A 21,132-nucleotide genomic window follows, 5' to 3' on the forward strand; every position below is an offset into this window, starting at 1 on the left:
TTGCCTGAAGTGGGCGGTAGCTGCCGACAGCAGTACTCAACTGGTGGCAGCGGGCGTAAGCCCACCCGTCAGCCATGGTCCGGTGGAAGCGCTCGACGTTCCCATTCGTTCGTGGCCGGTACGGGCGTGTGCGCTTGGGCCGCAGTGACAGCGTCTCGCACGCCGAGCGATCCGGGGTGCGGGTACTCGTACCGTCGGAGCGGCTCCCCCGTCTCGCGATCAACGTGCGACAAACGATTCAACCGAGCGGCGGTGAGGGTGCGGTGCACGGTGGACGGGGCGATCGCGAGCCGCGCGGCAAGCTGAACTGGGCCTTCTCGCAACCTTATTCGCAGACTGATACAGCGCTTGGCCACCGGCTCGCTCGTCTTGTTCGGCGAGGTCCTCGGTCGCGAAGAGCGGTCGTGCATGGGCTCCCCGTTGCGGTGCCGGTGCCCCAGTGGAGAACCTGCGCCGCAAGGCGGTACAGGTTCTCCACTGGGGCTTCTGGTCAGACTCGGGCTCGTGCGGGCACCTCGCGGGCGAGCAGGAGTGCGACGGCGCCTAGGAGGGTGCCGGTGGCGCGGCGTTGCATGGCGGCCCAGCTCGGGCGCTGCTCGAGAAAGGTGGCGATGACGCCGGCGGCGATGACGATCAGCGCGTTGACGGTGAGGCTCACCGCGATCTGGATCGACCCGAGAGTCAGGCCCTGGACGGTCGGATGTCCGCGGGATGGGTCGATGAACTGCGGGATCAAGGTCAGGTACATGATGGCGGCCTTGGGGTTGAGCAGGTTCGTCACCAGCCCCATATGGAAGAGCCGGGCGGGGCTGTCACGGGGAATGTCACGGACCTCGAACACGCCTCGACCTCCGGTTCGTAGGGCCTGCCGGGCGAGGTGGGCCAGGTAGAGGACGCCGGCGGCTTTGAAGCCGATAAACAACCAGGGCACGGCCACGAACACGACCGCGAGGCCGAGGTTGGCCATCAGCATGTAGATGACGAATCCGACGCCGGTGCCGGCCAGGGAGATGAGTCCCGCTGCACGACCCTGGCTGATGCTGCGCGAGACGAGGTAGATCATGTTGGGCCCGGGGGTCAGGACCATGGCCAGCGCGGTGAGCGCCATCCCGAGGACGGGCGCCCCGGAGACGGGGGAGGACAGCGAGGTGAGGGGCATGTCCCCACCCTGATGTAATGACCTTATGCATCTCAACCCTTACGGCGAGTATGCCGTGCTCCTCGCCCGTTCCTTGGCCGACGACTGGCCTGACACTCAGGCCGGGATCGTGGAGCGGACTCGCGAGTTCGGCATGACGATGCCCTTTCCCGAGCGGCCCGACGACCACGTCCGCTGCCGGGCAGTGCTCGATGACTGGCTCCGGGTCGTCGACACCCATGATCCGGACGAACGGGCATCGATCCTCAATGAACAGATGGCCGCCGCGACTGCGTATCCACGCCTGACGAACCACAACGCCGAGGGCTGGCATCTGCACTATCGCGACGTCGACGACGACCTACCGCGAGTGCTGCACGCCGTGTTCAGCGTCGGCACTGCACTGCACCTGACAACGCGTGGCATGAACCGCCTGGGCCGGTGCGCCGCCCGCCCCTGCAGGAACGTTGTCGTCGACACCTCGCGGAACGGCACCCAGCGGTACTGCTCACCACGCTGCGGCAGCCGGGATGCTGTCCGTCGACACCGTGCTCGTCAGCACGAGCGGTAACCACTCGCGCTGCGACTGTTCCACTCGGCCATCCGACAGAACTTCCGCACCACAGCCCGGTACCAGGGTTGTGAAGGGGGTGGCGTCCTGACGGTGGTCTGCGCCGCCTCGCCCCCCGGAGCCGTCCACAAACGGCGAGATGAGTGGACAGCGGGCGGACCGTGCCCGACTGAGGTCACGGTCCGTCCGCCGGGTAATGCCCTTGAGCGTGCGAAGGGCCCTCGCCCGAGACCTCAGCTCACTCTGCGGATGTTCGCGCGCACCGACGCGATGTCCGGGTAACCGTTCACCGCCATGAGCAGATCGGCCTCGGCCAGCATCATCCGCAGGACGTGGACGAGTCCGCTGACGCCGCCGAGCGCGAGTCCATAGACGTAGGGGCGGCCGATGCCGACCATCGTCGCACCGAGACCGAGCGCCTTGACCACATCGGACCCGCTCCGCACACCCGAGTCGAACAGCACCGGCACCTGGTCGGCGCAGGCCTCCACCACCGCCGGCAGTACCTCGAGAGCACTGAGACCGCCGTTGGCCTGGCGTCCACCGTGGTTGGAGCAGTAGATGCCGTCCACGCCGGCGTCGACGGCTCGACGCGCGTCGTCCGGGTGGGAGATCCCCTTGAGGACGATCGGCAGGCCGGTCAGGGACCGCAACCACTCCAGGTCTGCCCAGGTCAGTGGATTACCAAATGTCTGCACCCAGGTGCGGACGGCCGACTGCGGATCGTCCTTCGACCCCGTGAGGCGCCGGAAGACCGGATCAGTGGTGTAGTTCTTCAGTACATGTCCGCGCAACTGCGGGAAATTGCCGCTCGCGAGGTCGCGGGGCCGCCAGCCTGGAATCCAGGTGTCCAGTGTGACCGCGATGCCGCGATAGCCCGCCCTCTCCGCGCGCTGGACCAGACTGGCCGCCAGATCACGGTCCTTGGGCGTGTAGAGCTGGAAGAAGCTCGCCGTCGAGCCCGCGTGGGTGATGACCTCTTCCAGCGGATCCTGCATGAGTGTCGAGAACATCGCGGGTACGCCGGTCCGGGCGGCGGCCTGCGCCACCGCCATGTCTCCGTGCTGATCGTCGGTCACCAGCCCGACCACACCCACCGGCGCCATGAAGACCGGGCTGGGAAAGGTCTGGCCCCATACCGTGACCGACATGTCCCGTTCACTGGCCCCGACCAGCATCCGCGGTACGAGTCCCCACTCGGAGAAGGACTCCACGTTGCGGCGCTGGGTCGCTTCGTCGCCGGCTCCCCCGGCGATGTAAGAATGCAAGGAGGACGACAGTGAAGCGGCTGCCTTCTGTTCCAGCGTCGCGTAGTCCATCGGATAACCCGAGATGTGCCCGCTCAGCGCATCGAGATAGATTTCGAGCTGGTAGTCGGCAAACTGGTCGGTCATGCCAATCCAATCGGAGCGTCAAGAAACCGCGACAGAGTGGCAACGTCTCGTCGTCACGGTTCCCTTTCCTGCTCCCGTCGACTTGGGGATGTCAGGGCAGTTCGAGATCGAGAAGGAAGGCGTACTGCTGGCCGGAATGCAGATCCCGCTCCTCGACGCCGCCCTGGGGGACAGGCCTCGGATAGGAGATCTTCAGAACCTTCAGCGTCGGGATCGGAAACAGCGACACCGTCTTCGCATCGATACCGTAGATCGAGGCGATGGAATCGGCACCCAAGGCCGCACTTCGTGAGTAACGTTCGTAATTCTCCTGGCTGTCGAACATCAGGTCAAGAGTGACCCAGAACGGGCCCGCGACCTTGGACCTGACATGACGACAGACCTCACTGACCTTAGGCATTGCTGACCGCCTTCACTGCCTGGCCCTCGGAGACGTCGAGCATCTCCATCCGGACGAGCTCCAATGGATCATCGACACTGACCACATGGTTCAGTTCGAACTGGTAGACAGCTCCCCGGTCGATGTCACCCGGCGTGAACGCCCACCCGTAGCTGGGGAGTTCCATGCCCATCCGAATGGGCATGTGGAAGAAGTACGGATTGCAGGCTTTCGCGATGTTGCTCGCCAGCGCCTGACTCTTGGCCGTGATGACACCCATCAGGCCGATTTCAAGCGGCACGGAGCCCTCGGGCGGGGCCATACCACTCACACCGTTCCAGCCGTACATACGCAGAGAGATATGAAACTCATCCTCCGCGAGACCGGTCGCCGACGTCGCACGCTGTTTCAGCGTGGTCAGCATCTTGTCGTGGAAGGTCTGAGGATCGGCCAGGACATCGGGATCGGCGATCCCGACGATCATGATCGTCTGAAAAAGGTTCCCCGAGGCGCCCTCCAGTTTCATCGTGTAGGGCTGCGGATTCCAGACAGAACCGGTGACCCGTACCTTCGACTCGGTGAGCTGGGTGTACTGACAGGCCGTCACATCGAGTTCGCCGCCGGGCTCGGTCAGCTTCCAGGGGTTCTTGTTCTCATAGAGCAGGTGCCCGGAGATGGTCTCGACCGTGGCCTTGACCTGCGGATCCACAGGCTCGACGTCGAAGCCGTCCGCGTGGATCTGGATCATCACACCCCGCTGCCCCGTATTGGCAGACGTCGCCTGACCGCCACACTCGGCGATCTTGCCCGCGTGCCAGCACGGGCCCGGGGAGGCACCCTTCCACAGCGGAAAAGCGGCGATGACCGCCGGGTCGGAAGCGCGTCCTCCGATGATGATGTCGGCACCCGCCTCCAGAGCCGCGAAATACGGCTCCGGTCCCATCAGGGCGACAATGTGCAGACAACTGTCGATCGTCGATTCGTCGAGGTCACCGAGCGGAGGAAGATTGGAGATCTTCTGCTCCGCGAGCTTCTGCTTGACGAGCTGCGGGGACTGCTCCGAGTAGAGAAGCGCAATCTTCAACGCGTATCCCTGTTCGCGCGCGATCTCCAGGGCGATGTCCCGCGTCCAGTCGACGTTCTTGTCGCCGCCGGCCTGACCGGCCGTACCGATCAGGATAGGGACACCCGCCACGCGCTGTGCGTGCATCAGAAGTTCCAGGTCCTTCTTGACGGATCCCCTGTCGTTCTTCGACACCCCCTTGGCGAGGTAGGCCGCACCGCTGTCCGTGGAACCGGCGTCCAGCGCGATGACGTCGGGGTTGCTCGCCAGGGCGTAGTCGATCTCCTCCGGGAAGATTCCCACACCCAGCGAACCCTGCGGCACGTAGACCTTGACTGATACAGGTTCAGACATCGTTGCCATGCTTCTGCTCCACATCTTCAACCGATTCTCATGCGCGTTCTTCGGATGTCTCGACGCGACGGAAGAGGGTCACTGTTTCAGCGGGTCAGTGCTGATTGGGCGGTACGGCGCTGCCCGTCTTGCCGACCAGGAAATCCAGGTCACAGCCGTCATGCGCCTGGTTCACGGTGTCGATGTAGAGCTTTGCGTAGCCGCGCGTCGTCTTCGGATCGGCGTCGCGCCGCACGCTGAGCCGCAGCTGCGCCTCCTCATCGGAGATGAGCAGTTCGAGCCTGCGTTCGGCCACGTCCAACTCGATCAGGTCACCGTTGCGGACCACGTCCAGCAGGCCCCCGGCCGCTGCCTCGGGCGACACATGGAGAACGACCGCTCCGAAGGACGTGCCGCTCATCCGCGCATCCGAGATGCGCACTATGTCTTTGACGCCCTGGGCCAGCAGTTTGGCCGGGATCGGCATCATCCCGAGTTCGGGCATCCCCGGAAAACCCTTGGGTCCGCAATTCTTCAGGACCATGATTGAATCCGCGTCGATGTCCAGGTCAGGATCGTCCACACGCTTGTTGAGGTCATCCTGGTTCTCGAACACCACGGCTCGCCCCTGGTGTTTGAGCAAACGCGGTTCGGCGGCCGACGGTTTGATGACGGCACCGTCCGGACACAGGTTGCCGCGGAGAACCGCAATTCCCGAATGCGACTTGAACGGCTCTGCCACGCTGTGAATCACCTCTCGGTTGTGGCACACGGCATCGGCGTTGCTCTCCGCGAGGGTCCTCCCGGACACGGTCAGCGCATCGCCCTCCAGCAGGCCCGCCTCACACAGGTCTCGTATGATCACCGGCAGTCCGCCGGCCTCGTGGAAGTCCTGCATCAGGTAGCTGCCCGACGGCTGGATGTTCAGCAGGGTCGGGATGTCCCTGCCGATCTGATGCCAGTCCTCGATACTCATCGGAACTTCCATACGCCGCGCCATCGCGGTCAGGTGAATCACGGCGTTGGTCGATCCCCCGATCGCTGCGTTGACCTTGATCGCATTCTCGAACGCCTCGCGGGTCATCACCTTGTCGAGCGTGAGGTTCTCGCGGACCAGGTCTACGCTGCGGCGCCCCACCATCCGCGCGAGTACCTTGCGCCGTGCGTCGACCGCCGGGATCGCGGCATTGTCAGGCAGCCCGATTCCCATCGCCTCGACCATCGATGCCATGGTCGACCCGGTACCCATCACGTTGCACACACCGACGGTGCGGTTGAGACAGCTCTCGGCCTCCTCCGCGTCCTGGGACGTCGCCCGGCCCGAGCGCAGGTCCGCCGAGAGGTTCCAGGCGTCCTTGATACCGAAGGACTTGCCGCGAAAACTCCCGTTGAGCATCGGTCCCGCCGACAGACCGATCGTCGGCAGGTTCACGCTGGCCGCGCCCATCAGCAGCCCGGGGGTCGTCTTGTCGCAGCCCATCATCAGCACGACACCGTCGAGCGGGTTCGCTCGCAGGGTCTCTTCGACATCCATGCTGCACAGGTTGCGCAACAGCATTGCGGTAGGGCGTGTCAGCGTCTCGCCCGTCGAGATGACGGGGAACTCCATCGGCACACCGCCGGCTTCGAGCACTCCCTCACGGACGTGCTGAGCCAATTCACGGAAATGAGAATTGCAGGACGTGAGCTCGGACCAGGTGTTGCAGATACCGATGATCGGCCGGCCGTCGAAGTGGTCCTTGGGCACGCCCCGGCTTCGCACCCAGCTCCGGTGTGTGAAGCCCTTGCCTCCCTGGCCGCCGAACCAGTCCTGTGACCGGAGTTCGGTTACGTTGTCGTCCTCGGACATCTTCTTCACTCCCAGCTTCCAGCTTCAGCGCTGCTGACCGTCTCGGAACACCTCAAGCTCGGGCAGATAACCGAGCGAGCCCTCTTCCAGCGTCGTACCGAAGGTGCGCGCGACACACGACTGAAGAACGTAGAGTCCGTGGACCAGAATGAGGTCGGTCACGCCCTCGGGCCCGAACTGATCGAACTGGCCCCAGTTCTCATCCGAGATCCGGTTGTGGTGGTAGAGGTCATCGACCGCGCTCACCACTGTCCTGTCGAACCCCTCCAGCGAGGCACTCTCGGGGCCTTCGGCGACGCCGAGCAGGTCTTTGTCAGTGACACCGAGCTTCAGGCACGCCTTGCGGTGCTGGGACCACAGATACTCGCTGTCGCAGAGCCAGACTGTCCGCATGGAGGCGAGCTGCCACACGCGGGCCGGCAGCGAGGTGTTGTCGATGGCTCGCTTACCGAACGGCGCCAACGCCCCCAGGAATACCGGGTAGTTGATCATTGCCTTCTGCAGCTTCGAAGTGGTCGGCTTGCCGCGCCGCCCCAGGCGGTTCGTCTGCTCGATCTGCTGCGGGTTCAGATCTGCGTAATCGGCCTCGAACACTCGCTTGGGAAGGACACGAAGAGGCGCAGGGATATCTCTGCCCACTGGGCGCACCACGTCGCGCTCGTCCTCCCACCCGGTGAGGCCTTCTTCCAGCTGCACGCCCATGCTGTTGACCGCGGCAGCCAGTGACACGAAGAAACCGTAGGTCGTTATCAGGTCCATGGCCGCATTCGGCCCCAACCTGTTGATCCGGTACCACTTCTCGTCCGACAGCCAATGAGTGTGGTGCAGTTCGTCGATCGCCTCGACGATATGCCGCTCCATGCTGTTCAGATAAACTCCCGCGCTGCCGTTCGCGACTTCGACCAGCTCGCCATCGGTCACATGAAGCGCCAGACACTGCTCACGAATGTGCGCCCAAAGATACTCACTGCCGCACAGCCACGCCGTACGCAACGAGGCCAGGCCGGCGAGACGCACTGGAAGCTCGCTGGTCAACGTGACGCGGGTGCCGATCCTGCCGAGGGAACGGGCGAACTCCGGATAATTCAGGAAGGTCCTCATCATGTCAGAGGTACCGCTCTCGCCGTACGGCCCCATTTTGATGCGGACAGCCTCCTGGCGTCCCAAGAGATTGTCCAGGTCCACCGGCAAAACACGTGTCGGGTATCGCGTCGTCATAGAAGTTTCCTCATCTGGTACGCCCCAGGAAAATGCCTAATTTCGCTGGCACAACAGTAGGCGACGGCAGCCGATGACGCTAATGCAAATAGCTGATCAAATTATGCGGATCAAACAAGATTGACCCTGCCACTGGAGATTCCTGAGGAAGTTACCTAAGTTGATCCGCCACACAGCCGCAGAGACGAGGCAGTGCCCCAAAATCGGAGGACGTAGAATGTTGACTCTATTGGGATTCTGCAGTATCAGCTTCTTCACCGTGCTGGTCATGACGAAGAGGCTGTCCGCTGTTGCTGCCCTGATCCTCGTCCCGGTAGTGTTCGGGATAATCGGCGGATTTGGCCCGGATCTGGGCGACATGATGGTTTCCGGTATTGTCGAAACCGCACCGACCGCGGTGATGCTCGTCTTCGCCCTGCTCTACTTCTTGGTCATGGTCGAATGCGGACTCTTCGAACCATTTGTTCGCAAGATCATTGCGGTGGTGGGCGACGATCCGATCAAAATCGTGATGGGCACCGCTGTCCTTGTCATGATCGTCGGTCTCGACGGCGACGGTGCCACAGCTGTGCTCATCACCGTCTCGTCGATGTACCCGATCTATCGCCGCATCGGGCTCAACCCTCTGATCATCGCCATGCTGCTCGGCATCATCTCTCCGATTCTCAATTGGATGCCCTGGGGCGGCCCGGCGGCGCGCACTGCGATCGCCCTCAAGATCGAGGTGGCAGACATCGTCGTCCCCATGCTGCCGGCGTTCTTCATCTCACTGGCGAGCACCCTCGTTTTCGCGTACTACCTCGGCCGTTCGGAAAAGCGCAGGCTGGCGGAAGAAGCGGTGCGGGCTACATCGGACGAGACCCCCGAGGCCGCAAGCACCGCCGAAGCCGCAACCATCCATGAACCCCGCAAGGTCATCGAGCCTCGGAACTTCTGGTTCAACCTTCCTCTCACGGTTGTTCTGATGGTCGGCCTGGCCGTCGACGTGGTTCCCCTGCCGGCGCTGGTCATGGCTGCGTTCGCACTGGCCGTCACAGTCAACTTCCCCAACCTGAGTCAGCAGCGAGAGCGGTTGCAGCCGCACAGTGGAACCGTCGTCATGCTGATCACTCTCATCCTGGCGGCCGGCGCGTTCACCGGCATTCTTGACGAGAGCGGCATGGTCGAAGCCATGTCCAACAACATCATCTCGATTGTCCCGGAAAGCTGGGGCGGCTTCTTCGCATTTGTCACGGCGGTCCTCTCCATGCCGCTGCTGATCATCATGTCCACCGACAGCTTCTTCCTTGGTGTTGTCCCGGTTCTCGGCGAAACTGCTGCAGCCTTCAGTGTTCCGCCGGAGGTGATAGCCCGAGCCTCTCTGATCGGCATGCCCTGCCACTCACTCAGCCCGCTGATAGCACCGATCTATTTCCTCGCCACGCTTCTGCGCACTGACATCGGCTCCTTGCAGCGGTTCGCCTGGCCGTGGAGCTTCGGGCTGAGTTTCATCGCCCTCATCGGTGCCACGCTCACCGGAGCAATCTACGCGGTCTAGCGGAGCGTGCCTTCGGTTGCATTAATCTCTTCCAATCATTTGCCTCAGCCGCAATCAGAGCGGTTGCAGACACAACTCAGGAGTTGTCGTTGCGATTCATCACTTACGTTTCCGGAAATGAAGAGGGTGTTGCGGTCCGATCCGCAAATGGCTACCGGGGCCGTCCCGTCTCAGAGCTCGGTGGTGATCTCCAGAGCTTCCTGCACGACGATCTCGCTCTTGCCGATCTGACGAACTCGCTGAGTACCGCGCCGGAATTCTCTCTGACCGACGTCCGGTTGCTCCCACCTGTCCCGCGTCCCGGAAAGATCCTTTGCATCGGATTGAACTACGTCGAACACTCCCAGGAGAGTGGCTTCGAGGCTCCGACCTATCCGGCCGTCTTTGCGCGATTCGCCAACAGCCTGATCGCACACGGCGATCCAATGGTGCGACCCACAGCATCAGACCTATTGGACTACGAATGTGAACTCGCCGTTGTTCTGGGGCGCGGCGGAAGACATATCAGCGAGGACCAGGCACTCGATCATGTCGCCGGTTACTCCCTGTTCAATGACGGGTCGGTCAGAGACTTTCAGATCAAGTCTCAGCAGTGGACGATGGGTAAGTCCTTCGACGGTACGGGCGGTTTCGGCCCTGAGCTCGTTACGCGTGACGAGCTACCGGCAGGCTGTGCCGGCCTTGGCATCAGGACAATTCTGAACGGCAAAGTAATGCAGGAGGCAAACACCAAGGACCTGATCTTCAACGTCGCCAGACTCGTGGCTCTCCTCTCCGCAGCCATGACGCTGAGCCCTGGAGACGTGATTGTCACCGGCACTCCCGGTGGCGTCGGCGCGTTGCGGGACCCGCAGGTCTGGATGAAGCCCGGGGATGAATGCACGATCGAGATCGACCAGCTCGGCTCCCTGACCAACACGGTCATCCAGGAGTCAACACCCTGAAGTCCCGTTGAGAGCTACGAGCGCCCCGCGTTCCGGGTCGCGGTGCGCACCGTCTGTAGTCGCCGATTGTGCTCGGTCGCTCAGCTCACTTGCGTCCACGCCGGAACAACAGGGTTGCGCAGTCGGACCCGTGGACCGACTGAGTACGGGACGGGCGGACAGTCCGCCGTCTCACACACGTTCTCTGACTTTTCCCCAGAACTGCTCAGCAGCAAGCACCTGTTTCCCTTTCGGCCGCCACAGCCGAATCTCGATACGAATGTCGTCTTCCGCCAGGCCCGCATGGACCAGACGGCCCGACGCAAGGTCGTCCGCAACGAGGCTGCGCGTTGTCCAGGCCGCCCCGCGACCGTCGCGCGCCATCGCGGTCAGGACACTGGCGAGCTGTGAGGTGAAGACCGGGTACCGAGGAGGGGTGCGTCCGGAGGTTCGCCGGACCGCGCTCAGGATGCGCCCCATTCCGGATTCTTCGGCGAACGCCAATTTCGGAGCCTCTGTCAGTTCGAATTGCTGGGCAAGGCCAGGAGACATGACAGGGATCAGAAAATCTTCTCCCAGGCAAATCGAGCGGAAGTCTGCGTCCATCGTGGTCGCCGCTGCTTCATGGTGATGACACAGCATAAATTGTGAACGCCCCTCGGCCATCAACCTCTCACAGGCGACCATGCTGCCTGCGGTCAGTTGCACGGTCGCGTCCGTAGGATCGCCCATCTCGATCTGACGGAACCAGAGAGGGAAGAACGTCATCGACAGGGCATGGGTCGATGCGAAACGCAGTGCGGTGGAACTGATCCTGGCGATCGTGCGGGCTTCGTCCCGCCCTACCCGAAGGTGGCGAACCGTCTCCTGTGCCGCGTCGCGAAAGCGTACCCCGGCCTCGGTCAGCTTGACCGTGTGCGTACTGCGATCAACAAGCGTGGCACCGACCCATTTCTCCAGCAACTGAATGTGCCGGCTAAAATTGGGCTGACTTACGGATCTTTTCTCGGCGGCACGTGAAAATCCGCCGTGGTCAACCAGGGCCAGGAAGTCTTCAAGCCATTCGGAATCCACAGAGCACCCTGCTCCCTTTCAGCACTGTTGCCATGGCTGCGAGAACTGCGCGGCCTAAAACAGACCCTGCTGCACGTCTCCTCAGAAGGTCTGGCCGGACCGCGGGGTCACGCTAGCTTCTGTCGAGTGGAGGTCAATCGGGCCGTGCAGCCGCTCGGCATCAGTCATGGAGTCGCCTGGGACAGGACCATTCTGACCGAGGAGAGGCTTGCCGCCCAGGCCACCCAGTCGCTCTCCCCTCTTGGAGCCGGACCACCTTCTGGCCCCGGATCGTCCGCACCGCAACCCAGACCGCAGGTCAGTGCGGTGCTCCCCACACCTATCAATACCGCCGAGCATACCCTTAAGCAACTTAATGAAGTAGCTTAAAGGTATGGACTCATGCGAGGTCGCTGACCTCACCGACGAACTCCAGCGCGCGGTCACCCGGATCTACCGTCGTGTGCAGGCCGAACTTCCGCACCGTCAGCTGCCCAACACGCAGCGATACGTACTCAGACACCTGATCAAGGACGGCCCGGCGACCGCCCGAGCGCTCAGCGACCGCGAACGGATCAGCCAGCCGGCGATGACCCAGACCATCAACGCACTGCAGGCGGCGGGCCTGGTGACCCGGAGCCCCGACCCCAGCGACGGCCGGAAGTTGCTGGTCTCGGCGACCGATGCCGCCCATGAGCTGAACAGCACGTCCCAACGCGTGAAGCACGCATGGCTCCACGAGCGGCTCTCCGAGCTCTCCGACGACGAGTTGCAGGCGCTGGACATCGCCAGACGAGTCTTCGACACGATGGCGGACTCGTGAGCGGCTGACCGAGCGAGGGTGCCGTGCTTGCGCAGGTACACCACAGATAACCAACGGGGTTTCTGCGCTGACGAGTTCAGACGTCGAACACCTCCCTCAGCGGCACCTGTGGTCAGGCCATGATGAGCGAACTCGCACATCTCCCCCGGCTGGATCCCGCGGTCGAGGAGGATTACATCCGGTCCGCTCCCGGCCTCGATCAGCGTCCGAAACTGCGCACCGTCGGCAGCCTGCACGACAACAGCGATGCCATGGGTCGACTCCTTGGCCGCGGCCATGGCCGCCCTCACAAGGGTCGGGCCGCCGGCAAGTACTGCGGTATTCATGAGTGGCCTTTCTTCTTCGAACGGCAGCCTTCCGTCGTCCGGTCGCAGACGTTCCGCAGTGTGGCCTCGCGGGTGTGCGAACACCTTCCGGGCCGGGACGGTCCTTGAGCGCGTCAGCTGTCGCGGGGAGCGTGGGGCAAGCGGATGGTGACGGTGGTCCCGACGCCCACTTCCGACTGCACATGTACCTGGCCGTGGTGTGCGTGCACGATGGCTTCCACGATGGCCAGGCCAAGCCCCGAGCCTCCGTAGGCACGGCTGCGGCTGGCCTCGGCGCGCCAGAAGCGTTCGAAGACGCGTGGCAGGTCCTGCGGGGAGATGCCAGGCCCGTTGTCGATGACGGACAGTTGTACGTCGTCCCGGTTGTGGACGAGTCGGACCAGTACGGCGGTGTGGGCGGGGGTGTGCTGGACGGCGTTGCCGACGAGGTTGTGGAGGGCCTGTTGCAGGCGATTGGCCTCGCCGACAACGGGAGCGGGGGGAGCGGGGTTCATGGTGATGTTGCGCTGCGGGTAGATGATCTGGGCATCCTCCACGACGCTCGCAGCCAGCGCGGTGAGGTCGAGGGCGTCCTGCTCGACCGGGCGGCCGGCGTCGAGGCGGGCGAGCAGGGCGAGGTCTTCGACGAGCAGGCGCATGCGGCCCACTTCGTTCTCGATGTGTTCGAGGGCTGTTTCCAGGCCCGGACCCGAGACGCCGCCCTGGCGGTGCAGGTCGAGCCAGCCGGAGATGGTGGACAGCGGGGTGCGCAGCTCGTGGGAGGTGTCGGCCGCGAGGGAGCGTACGGTCGCCTCCGCCCGTGCCTGCGCGTCGAAGGCCCGGTTGACGGCTTCGGCCAGCTGGTCGGCTTCGCTGCCGTTGCGTTTGGTCGGCAGCCGTTCCGTGAGATGGCCCTCGGCGATGGCGTCGGCGGTGCGCGCCATGCGGGCCAGCGGGCGCAGGCCCAGGCGCAGGACGAGGACGGCCAGTCCCAGCAGGAGCAGCAAAGCGGCTCCCACCAGGGCAAGTTGGCGTTGGATGAGGGCGCCTGTGGTGGCGTCGTCGACGGAGGTGTTGATGGTAAGGATGAGGGCGGCCGGCTTGACGAGGTCTTGGGCAGGGCCTCGGTCGACGACGAGCCCGGGACTGGCGATCCGGATGACGGCGAGGCTGTCCTGCTTGCCACGCCCGTCGTACCCGACGATGGTCCCGGTCGGCACGGTCGTGCTGAGCTCGGCGACCTGATGTGCTGCCGAGGCGGCGGAACCGGTGCGCAGCAGCACCTTGTTGTCCGCGTCCACGGCGACCAGGCCCATCGGGGGCCCCAGGAGACTGCCGAGCTGGTCGGCGTTGGCGGTCTGCGGGCCACGTTTGATGACCTCGGTCAAGCCATCGGCGCTGGTTCGGAGAGTCCGCTCGTAGCGTTTGTCCAGGTAGTCCTCCACGAGGATGGCGCTGATGACGGCGCTGGCCGTCAGACCGGATACGAGCAGGACGGCCAGGCCGGCGAGCAACCGAGAGCGAACACTGGAGAAGAACCAGGCACGTCGGCCGCGAAGTGTCACTTCTTACCCTGCTCTCGGAGGGTGTAGCCGACGCCGCGGACGGTGTGCAGCAGCGGGGTGTAGCCGTGGTCGATCTTGCGGCGGAGGTTGGAGACGAAGCGCTCGACCACGAGGGTGTCGCCGCCGAAGTCGTACTGCCAGACGGCTTCGAGGATCTGGGCGCGGGAGAGGACCTGGTCCTGGTGGCTCAGGAAGTAGCGCAGCAGGCGGTATTCGGTGGGTGAGAGTTCAACTGTGTGGCCTGCGCGGCGAACCTCGTGACGAAGATCGTCCATCGTAAGGTTCCCGCAGTTCAACGGTGCCGCCTCAGGGACAGAACTCCCACTGCGGGCCCGTCGGAGCAGTGCCTGCAGGCGGGCACCGACCTCGACCACGCTGAAGGGCTTGGTGACGTAGTCGTCCCCGCCCAGGCGCAGTCCCCGCACCCGGTCCTCGACCGCGTCACGTGCCGTGAGGAAGAGGACCGGTACGTCGATGGCGCGGGCGCGCAGCAGCTGGAGGATCTCGAAGCCGTCCGCCCCCGGGAGCATGACGTCCAGGACGATGACGTCGGGGAGTCGGCGGGCGACCTGTGCGAGGGCTTCGGTCAGGTCGCCCGCCACGTCGACCTCGAAGCCGGCGAAGCCGAGTGCCGAGATCAGCAGGCGCCTGATACCGGGGTCGTCATCGATCACCAGCACCCGGTCGGTGGCGCCCGGTGCGTCGACGGCGTTCATACGTACTCCTTGTACGGGCGGGGTGGGCAGCCCGACATCCACGGCTTCTGTCGGCGATGTGCTAAGTACGCACCAGTATCAGCGTAATGATTCATGGCGTCACACACCCACTGAGGTGGGAGTCTTGACGGGGACCTGCGGACCCGCGTCGGGTGCGTCGATCACTTCGACGTTCTCACCCTCGACGTCGAGATGGGGCAGGAGGCGGTCCAGGCGCCGGGGCAGCCACCAGGCGCGGTCGCCGAGCAGGGCCAGCACCGCCGGCACGAGGGTCATGCGGACCAGGAAGGCGTCCACCATGACGCCGAAGGCCAGGGCGAGCGCGATCGGCATGATGTCGGCGTTGTGCGAGAACAGGAAGCTGATGAAGACCGAGATCATGATGAGGGCGGCGGAGGTGACCACGCGGGCGGCATTGCGGCCTCCGGTGAGGATGGCGGCGTGGGCGTTGCGGTGGTGTACGTAGTCCTCTCGCATGGCGGACACGAGGAACACCTCGTAGTCCATGGCGAGGCCGAAGAGTACCGCCATGACGATGATGGGCATGAAGCTGGCCACCGGGCCCGTGCTTGCGACCCCCAGCAGTCCGGCCAGCCAGCCCCACTGGAAGACCGCCACGGTGGCTCCGAACGCGGTGCCGACCGAAAGCAGGAATCCGACGGTCGCCTTGATGGGGATGGCAACGGACCTGAACGCGATCATCAGCAGGAGTATGGAGAGTCCGACCACGACGATCGCGAAGGGGACGAGTGCGCCGCTGAGCTTTTCGGAGACGTCGATACTCACGGCGGTCAGTCCGGTGACGGCGACGTAACTGCCGCTCGACTCGGCCAGCGGCTTCATCTCGGTGCGCAGGTGCGACACCAGCTTGCTGGTCTCCTGAGTCCGCGGGCCGGTGTCAGGGATGATCTGGATGCGTGCGGCCGTCCTGTCCCCGGCGACATCGATACCGCTGATGTCCGCGATGCCCTTGACGTCCTGCAGTTCCTTCTCGACAGCGGAGGCCGTCGACCTGACAGTGGCCGCCTCGTCACCTTCGACCAGGATGACGAGCGGGCCGTTCGCCCCGGGTCCGAACGCGTCACTGACCATGTCGTATGCCTGGCGGCTCGACGTGTTGGTGGGGCTGTTGCCCTCGTCGGTGACGGCGAGCTTGAGCTGCAGAGCCGGAAGGGCCAGAGCGATGAGAGCCACGGTTCCGATCACCAGCGTCTTCACTGGCCGGCGCAGCACACCCGCGACCCAGCGCTCCCCCATGGGAGCCTGACCAGCGGATGCCGCTCCGCGGCCGCGGCCGCTACTCGTTCCAGGAATGACCTTGCGAAAGGTGCTGCCGAGTGGAGCGTAGACGTAGCCCAGCACGTGTATCGGACGGCTCAGCAAGCGGGGACGAAAACGCGACAGGCCCATGGACCGGCCCCTGCAACCGTGCGAGCGCTCACCGGCCACGTGCCGGTCACCCACGGGCGCACCATGCTTACGACCGCTCCTGGGCTTAGGGGTGAGCTTGCTACCGACCATGCCCAGCAGGACGGGCAGCAGCCCCAGCGCCAGGACGACGGCGACGGCGACGGCTCCCGCGGAGGCGAGTCCCATCGAGGTCAGCATCGGGACGCCGGCCACCGACAGGCCGGCCAGCGCGATGACCACCGTGGCGCCCGCGAACACCACTGCACTGCCCGCGGTCGCGTTGGCCTTGGCAATGGACTGCACAACCGGCATACCCGCAGCGAGCTGGGCCCGGTGACGCGAGACGATCAACAGGGCGTAGTCGATACCCACAGCGAGTCCCAGCATGATCGCCAGGGTCGGCGCGCTGTCGGTCACCCCGGCCACCGTGGCCGCGCTCGTCATGGCCGCCATGGTGGCGATGACGCCGAGGATGGCGGTGAGCAGCGGCAGCCCCGCGGCAAGCAGCGAACCAAAAGTGAGCACGAGAATGACCAGGGCCACACCCAGGCCCACCATCTCTGGCGGTCCGAAGGGCGATGTCGAGTACGCATAGGCGTCACCGCCGTAGGCCGCCTTGAAGCCTGCCCGCTCGGCCTGGCTCCCCGCCTTCTTGACCGCGTCAAGCGTGCCGACCGGCACGTCCTTGTCCTTCTTCGTGGTGAAGCTGATTTCCGCGACCGCGGTGCGCCCGTCCTTGGAGACCGTCCCGTCCTCGATCGGATCACTGACCTCCGTCACGCCGCGGACGTTTCCTGTCGCTGCCAACGTCGATGCCAGTGCCTTCCGCAGGGCGGGATCAGTCGCCTTCTGGCCGGAGGGGCTCTGGAACACGATCTGCGCGGACTGCACCTGCGGAGAGGGGAAATGGCGGTCCATCTTCGTCAGCGCGGTCTGCGCCGGCGACCCAGGGATGGAGCCACTGTCCTGGAAGGAGCCGGCGAGCGAAAACCCCAGGCCGATCACCGCGCAGAGCGCCACGAGCCATCCGACCAACATCGTTCGCCACCGTCGAGCGCCGAAAGCGCCCAGCCGGTACAAGAGCCTAGCCATGCCTGCATCCCTCATCGGTAGGTGGTGGAGATGCTGATCCTGCTCGGCGAACTTGACGGCAGCCCTACGGTGAACCTGACGGTTTCTTGATGATCGTCCTGCGGTCCCCTCAGGTTCGCAGCGGGCGCGTCCACCACAGCGTGGAGGTGCGCCAAGGACCGCTTCACGGCCTCCGCGCCGGCGTCGCCGCTCGTAACAGCCAAAGTGTCGGGCACCGCCGCAGAGCGCACCGCAGCGGTCTGGACACTTTCCCGCGGCAGCGGGCAACCCGGCCAGGCCCGTGTGCTGTTCGCGGGTAACGGGCGGCAGGCCATCACCGCCGCACTCGCGGTGCTGGTTCCCCGAGGGTGCCGTCTGGGCGTGGAGGAACTCACGTATCCGGTTCTCCGGTCCATCGCCGGCCGTCTGGGCATTACGGCGGTGCCGCTGGCCATGGACGGCCAGTGGGCTGCTCCCAGGAGCCGTGACCGCGGCGCACAGAAAGCACCGCTGTGTGCCGTATACGTGCAGCCGATTTCGCCCCCCTCTTCGTGACCATGGCGGCCCAGAGAAAAGCGGAACTCAGCACTGTGTTGCGGGAGTTGGATGCCAAGGCGGTTGAGGCGGTCATCACCGGTGGCCGGTCCCCGAAGCGGTATGGAGGTGCGGGCACCACTGCGGCAGCGCGGTCGACGGTTCAGGCCGCCCGTACCCACGTGTCCCGTGCCCGAGTCCTCGTCGCGGGGAGCGCCTCGTCGAGACTCGTCGAAACTCGTTGAGATCGGACTAGCGAACGGGGGCTGTCTCTCAGCCTTCTGTGCCGACGCCCTCGCGCATCGAGCCCTGCCGACGGGCGTTGCGTTCCCCGGGCACCATCTCTCGATCCGGGGGGAGTGCCCGCCCGGAGGGCGGGTGGAGGTCAGCCACGGGTCTTTTGCTCGGCGACCTCACCGGCGTAGGTGTTCATGGTCGTGCAGATCTCTTCGAGGAAGTGGGTGAAGGCGGCCAACTGCTGGGGCGGATAGGTATCGGCGAGGGCCGACATCCGCATGACGAGCGGGTCGAAGAAGCGGTCGACGAGGGCTTCCGCGCTGTCGGTGGAGTGAAGGGTCACCAGGCGTCGGTCGGCGCTGTCGCGGGCACGCCTGACGTGCCCGGCGGCTTCGAGGCGGTTGAGGAGGGAAGAGGTCGCGGCGGTGGTCAGTCCGATCCGCTGGCTGAGCTGTGTCTGGGTCAGCGGCCGGCCGCTGTCCTGGGCGCCGAGGATTTCGACGAGGGCGCTGGCGTCGGTGACGTGGAGCCCTGCCTGCGCGCCAAGCCGACGCCCCAGTTCGTTGAAGGCGATGCCATGGGCGCGCAGTCCCTCAAGGAGTCGGCTGTGTTCCGTCTGCGGACCCGGTGCGCTGCCGTCCATTCTGCCCTCTTCCTCAGCGGTCTCGATCACCCTCCGATCCTACGCCTATCTAACGGTTTGGCCCTGGAAAGATTTCACTGTCTACTAGTTCCACGCTGATACTGTTAGATCGTGGAACCAAATGAAGGGAAGGCCAGGGCTATGCAGAGCCAGGCAGTGGGGCCCCGCCAGTGGTGGGGCCTGGTCGGGATCGCACTCGGAGTCTCGATGATCGTGGTGGACACCACGATCGTGAACGTGATCACGCCGTCGGTGATCGACGACCTCAAGATCAATTCGACGCAGGCGCAATGGATCCAGGAGTCGTACGCGATAGTCTTCGCGGCGCTCCTGCTGATCTTCGGGCGCCTCGCGGACCTGCTCGGTGCCCGCCGGGTATTTGTGGTGGGGAGCGTCCTGTTCGGGGCGACGAGCCTGCTGGCGGGGCTCGCTTCCAGCGGTGAGGTCCTCATCCTCGCGCGGTTCCTGCAGGGAGCGGCCGGCGCGATGCTGTTGCCTACGTCGTTGTCACTCCTGAACCAGACCTTCACGGGCAAGGCCCGCGGGCAGGCGTTCGCGGTGTGGGGGTCGACGATCGGTGCGGCGACCGCAGTGGGTCCGGTCCTGGGCGGCTGGCTGTCGGAGCACGCGACCTGGCGGTGGGCCTTCGGGATCAACCTCCCGCTCGTGGCGGTGATCGTGGCTCTGACGCTTGCGTTCATCGCCCCCTCTCCGCGTACCAGCGGCCGGGTGGACGTGCCCGGCGCGGTGCTCTCCGCGCTGGGACTGGCGGCCATGGCCTTCGGCCTGGTCGAGGGGCGGACCTACGGCTGGGTGACCAGCACCGAGCCGTTCGACGTATTCGGACTGTCCTGGGACGGCGGGCTGTCGCCGGTCTTCGTGGCGCTCGCCACTGCGGTGATCCTGCTGGTCTGGTTCGTGCGACGGCAGGTGAACCTCAGCCGGTCCGAGGGTCGCGTCGAGCCGTTGATGAACACACGCCTGTTCTCGATCTCCTCCTTCCGTAACGGCAACATCGCCACCGTGATCATCGGGCTGGGTGAGTTCGGCATCATCGCGGTGCTGCCGCTGTGGCTGCAATTCACTCTCGACTACTCCGCCCTCCAGGCCGGTACGGCACTGCTGCCGCTCGCTCTGGGCAGCTTCTTCGCCAGCGGCATGAGCTTCGTCCTGGCCGAAAAGATGTCCGCGCTCGGCCTGGTCCGCATCGGTCTGGCCCTGGAAGCCGTGGCGCTGGCCGCGCTCGGCGTGGTCGCGGCCACCACGTCGGCACCCTGGTGGTCGATCGCGATCCCGCTGTTCGTCTACGGCATCGGCGTGGGCTTCGCGACGGCGCAGGTCACCAACGTCGTCCTCGCCGAAGTCCCCAACAGTGCCGCCGGTCAGGGGTCGGGCATCCAGTCCACCTTCCGCCAGGTCGGCTCCGCCCTCGGGATCGCGGTGCTGACCACAGTGTTCTTCTCCACGCTCAGCCAGCACGTGCGCTCCACGCTCACCGACGCACACATGTCCGCCGCACAAGCCAACCGGTACGCCGCAACCGTCACCGACAGCGCGGGCGCCGCCATCGCCCCGCTCGCGGCGAACCCTGCGACCGAGAGCGTCGCTCACGCCGCCCGCGAGGCCATGGCAAGCGGAGTCGCCCTGGGCTCCTACATCGCCGCGGGCCTCCTGGCCCTGGGCGTCCTCGCCACCCTGCTCATCCCCGCCCAGCGACCCCGGGCCACGAGCGAAGCCGAACCGGCCGAACAGCTCACCCACTGACACGTCACTGCCGCGGGGCCGGACGGCACGTCCCTCTCCAGCCCGGCGTCCGCCCGGCCCCGCGCTCCGCCCCGCGAAGGACACCGTGACCATGACCCCGGCCGACCCGTGCGGTGCCGCACAGCGGGTGATTCACATCGCAGGCACCCGCACACACAATCTCAAGAACATCAGCGTCGACATCCCCAAGCACGCACTCACCGTGTTCACCGGTGTCTCCCGCTCCGGTAAGAGCTCCCTGGTCTTCGGCACGATCGCCGCCGAGTCGCAACGCATGCTGAACGAGACCTACCCAGCTTTCGTCCAGGGCCTTCTGCCGCAGATGGAACGCCCGGACGTCGATGTCCTGGAAGGCGTCACCGCGGCGATCATCGTCAACCGCACGGGCAGCTCACGCTGGTCGGGGTCGACGCGGATTCGGTCACCGTCCCGGCAGCCCAGCTGGTCATGAGCGGGCGGGGCTTTCAGCGCCGCGGAAGCGGACCAAAGACTCTGCGGTGTCACCACCGCGACCTGTTTGAGTGGGAAGTCGTGCCCGTGATGTGTCGTAAACGATCAGCCCTGACCGTCTTCCCCGGGCGGGAGAAGGCCACCTCCGGCCAGAAA

General features: G+C 65.1%; 17 protein-coding genes and 2 pseudogenes. 7 read left to right on the top strand and 12 right to left on the bottom strand.

Annotation, left to right across the window (positions count from 1 at the left end):
• Nucleotides 1-43: 43 nt before the first annotated feature.
• A pseudogene (locus ACIQM4_RS25595) lies at nt 44-431 on the bottom strand (hypothetical protein); the annotation flags it as partial.
• 59 nt (nt 432-490) lie between these two features.
• Nucleotides 491-1,159 (bottom strand): LysE family translocator, encoded by a 669-nt coding sequence (locus ACIQM4_RS25600; RefSeq protein WP_401595897.1) that lies wholly within the window; start codon nt 1,157-1,159, stop codon nt 491-493.
• A 25-nt stretch (nt 1,160-1,184) separates the two neighbouring features.
• On the opposite strand from ACIQM4_RS25600, the gene ACIQM4_RS25605 reads away from it, so the two are divergent.
• Nucleotides 1,185-1,709, top strand: a complete 525-nt coding sequence (locus ACIQM4_RS25605; protein WP_401595900.1) for a CGNR zinc finger domain-containing protein — start codon at nt 1,185-1,187, stop codon at nt 1,707-1,709.
• A gap of 233 nt (nt 1,710-1,942) precedes the next feature.
• Here ACIQM4_RS25605 and ACIQM4_RS25610 read toward each other — a convergent pair whose 3' ends face one another.
• From ACIQM4_RS25610 to ACIQM4_RS25630, 5 genes are all read right to left on the bottom strand, one after another.
• Nucleotides 1,943-3,103: an alpha-hydroxy-acid oxidizing protein gene (locus ACIQM4_RS25610; RefSeq protein ID WP_401595903.1), complete on the bottom strand. Its 1,161-nt coding sequence runs from the start codon at nt 3,101-3,103 to the stop codon at nt 1,943-1,945.
• 91 nt (nt 3,104-3,194) lie between these two features.
• Nucleotides 3,195-3,503, bottom strand: coding sequence for a DUF4387 domain-containing protein (locus ACIQM4_RS25615; protein WP_401595906.1), 309 nt, complete (start codon nt 3,501-3,503; stop codon nt 3,195-3,197).
• Nucleotides 3,496-4,908 (bottom strand): acyclic terpene utilization AtuA family protein, encoded by a 1,413-nt coding sequence (locus ACIQM4_RS25620; RefSeq protein ID WP_401595908.1) that lies wholly within the window; start codon nt 4,906-4,908, stop codon nt 3,496-3,498. The genes ACIQM4_RS25615 and ACIQM4_RS25620 overlap by 8 nt, the downstream gene beginning before the upstream one ends.
• 85 nt (nt 4,909-4,993) lie before the next feature.
• A complete protein-coding gene (locus ACIQM4_RS25625; RefSeq protein ID WP_401596263.1) occupies nt 4,994-6,727 on the bottom strand; it encodes an IlvD/Edd family dehydratase in 1,734 nt (577 codons plus the stop codon).
• A gap of 24 nt (nt 6,728-6,751) precedes the next feature.
• Nucleotides 6,752-7,945: a carboxymuconolactone decarboxylase family protein gene (locus ACIQM4_RS25630; RefSeq protein ID WP_401595911.1), complete on the bottom strand. Its 1,194-nt coding sequence runs from the start codon at nt 7,943-7,945 to the stop codon at nt 6,752-6,754.
• Between the two features lie 217 nt (nt 7,946-8,162).
• On the opposite strand from ACIQM4_RS25630, the gene ACIQM4_RS25635 reads away from it, so the two are divergent.
• A complete protein-coding gene (locus ACIQM4_RS25635) occupies nt 8,163-9,482 on the top strand; it encodes a CitMHS family transporter (RefSeq protein WP_401595914.1) in 1,320 nt (439 codons plus the stop codon).
• 89 nt (nt 9,483-9,571) lie between these two features.
• Nucleotides 9,572-10,426 (top strand): fumarylacetoacetate hydrolase family protein, encoded by an 855-nt coding sequence (locus ACIQM4_RS25640; RefSeq protein ID WP_401595916.1) that lies wholly within the window; start codon nt 9,572-9,574, stop codon nt 10,424-10,426.
• A gap of 171 nt (nt 10,427-10,597) precedes the next feature.
• Here ACIQM4_RS25640 and ACIQM4_RS25645 read toward each other — a convergent pair whose 3' ends face one another.
• Nucleotides 10,598-11,479: a LysR family transcriptional regulator gene (locus ACIQM4_RS25645; protein WP_401595919.1), complete on the bottom strand. Its 882-nt coding sequence runs from the start codon at nt 11,477-11,479 to the stop codon at nt 10,598-10,600.
• 373 nt (nt 11,480-11,852) lie between these two features.
• Here ACIQM4_RS25645 and ACIQM4_RS25650 point away from each other — a divergent pair, with 373 nt between their 5' ends.
• Nucleotides 11,853-12,281: a MarR family winged helix-turn-helix transcriptional regulator gene (locus ACIQM4_RS25650; protein WP_401595922.1), complete on the top strand. Its 429-nt coding sequence runs from the start codon at nt 11,853-11,855 to the stop codon at nt 12,279-12,281.
• Between the two features lie 119 nt (nt 12,282-12,400).
• Entirely contained in the window at nt 12,401-12,715 is a 315-nt protein-coding gene (locus ACIQM4_RS25655) for a hypothetical protein (protein WP_401595925.1), read from the top strand.
• Nucleotides 12,716-12,720: 5 nt separating this feature from the next.
• On the opposite strand, the gene ACIQM4_RS25660 is transcribed toward ACIQM4_RS25655, so the two are convergent.
• The 4 genes from ACIQM4_RS25660 to ACIQM4_RS25675 form a co-directional block, all read right to left on the bottom strand.
• Nucleotides 12,721-14,100 (bottom strand): sensor histidine kinase, encoded by a 1,380-nt coding sequence (locus tag ACIQM4_RS25660; RefSeq protein ID WP_401595928.1) that lies wholly within the window; start codon nt 14,098-14,100, stop codon nt 12,721-12,723.
• A 47-nt stretch (nt 14,101-14,147) separates the two neighbouring features.
• Entirely contained in the window at nt 14,148-14,867 is a 720-nt protein-coding gene (locus tag ACIQM4_RS25665; RefSeq protein WP_401595930.1) for a response regulator transcription factor, read from the bottom strand.
• A 99-nt stretch (nt 14,868-14,966) separates the two neighbouring features.
• The gene (locus ACIQM4_RS25670; protein ID WP_401595932.1) at nt 14,967-17,315 is read right to left on the bottom strand and encodes an MMPL family transporter; all 2,349 of its coding nucleotides are present in this window, start codon (nt 17,313-17,315) and stop codon (nt 14,967-14,969) included.
• Nucleotides 17,316-18,267: 952 nt separating this feature from the next.
• Entirely contained in the window at nt 18,268-18,792 is a 525-nt protein-coding gene (locus ACIQM4_RS25675; RefSeq protein ID WP_401595934.1) for a MarR family winged helix-turn-helix transcriptional regulator, read from the bottom strand.
• 111 nt (nt 18,793-18,903) lie between these two features.
• Between ACIQM4_RS25675 and ACIQM4_RS25680 the strand changes: the two genes are divergently transcribed.
• Nucleotides 18,904-20,526, top strand: a complete 1,623-nt coding sequence (locus ACIQM4_RS25680; protein ID WP_401595937.1) for a DHA2 family efflux MFS transporter permease subunit — start codon at nt 18,904-18,906, stop codon at nt 20,524-20,526.
• A 91-nt stretch (nt 20,527-20,617) separates the two neighbouring features.
• Nucleotides 20,618-20,908 (top strand): annotated as a pseudogene (locus tag ACIQM4_RS25685) (excinuclease ABC subunit UvrA); the annotation flags it as partial.
• Nucleotides 20,909-21,132: the final 224 nt, after the last annotated feature.

Origin of the sequence: Streptomyces sp. NPDC091272 (assembly GCF_044757485.1) — a bacterium.
GTDB lineage: Bacteria > Actinomycetota > Actinomycetes > Streptomycetales > Streptomycetaceae > Streptomyces.

Excerpts from the sequence above, each read along its gene's own strand:
- ACIQM4_RS25600 (WP_401595897.1), bottom strand. The coding sequence starts at position 1,159 with ATGCCCCTCACCTCGCTGTCCTCCCCCGTCTCCGGGGCGCCCGTCCTC.
- ACIQM4_RS25605 (WP_401595900.1), top strand. The coding sequence starts at position 1,185 with ATGCATCTCAACCCTTACGGCGAGTATGCCGTGCTCCTCGCCCGTTCC.
- ACIQM4_RS25610 (WP_401595903.1), bottom strand. The coding sequence starts at position 3,103 with ATGACCGACCAGTTTGCCGACTACCAGCTCGAAATCTATCTCGATGCG.
- ACIQM4_RS25615 (WP_401595906.1), bottom strand. The coding sequence starts at position 3,503 with ATGCCTAAGGTCAGTGAGGTCTGTCGTCATGTCAGGTCCAAGGTCGCG.
- ACIQM4_RS25620 (WP_401595908.1), bottom strand. The coding sequence starts at position 4,908 with ATGGCAACGATGTCTGAACCTGTATCAGTCAAGGTCTACGTGCCGCAG.
- ACIQM4_RS25625 (WP_401596263.1), bottom strand. The coding sequence starts at position 6,727 with ATGTCCGAGGACGACAACGTAACCGAACTCCGGTCACAGGACTGGTTC.
- ACIQM4_RS25630 (WP_401595911.1), bottom strand. The coding sequence starts at position 7,945 with ATGACGACGCGATACCCGACACGTGTTTTGCCGGTGGACCTGGACAAT.
- ACIQM4_RS25635 (WP_401595914.1), top strand. The coding sequence starts at position 8,163 with ATGTTGACTCTATTGGGATTCTGCAGTATCAGCTTCTTCACCGTGCTG.
- ACIQM4_RS25650 (WP_401595922.1), top strand. The coding sequence starts at position 11,853 with ATGGACTCATGCGAGGTCGCTGACCTCACCGACGAACTCCAGCGCGCG.
- ACIQM4_RS25655 (WP_401595925.1), top strand. The coding sequence starts at position 12,401 with ATGATGAGCGAACTCGCACATCTCCCCCGGCTGGATCCCGCGGTCGAG.
- ACIQM4_RS25665 (WP_401595930.1), bottom strand. The coding sequence starts at position 14,867 with ATGAACGCCGTCGACGCACCGGGCGCCACCGACCGGGTGCTGGTGATC.
- ACIQM4_RS25670 (WP_401595932.1), bottom strand. The coding sequence starts at position 17,315 with ATGTTGGTCGGATGGCTCGTGGCGCTCTGCGCGGTGATCGGCCTGGGG.
- ACIQM4_RS25680 (WP_401595937.1), top strand. The coding sequence starts at position 18,904 with ATGCAGAGCCAGGCAGTGGGGCCCCGCCAGTGGTGGGGCCTGGTCGGG.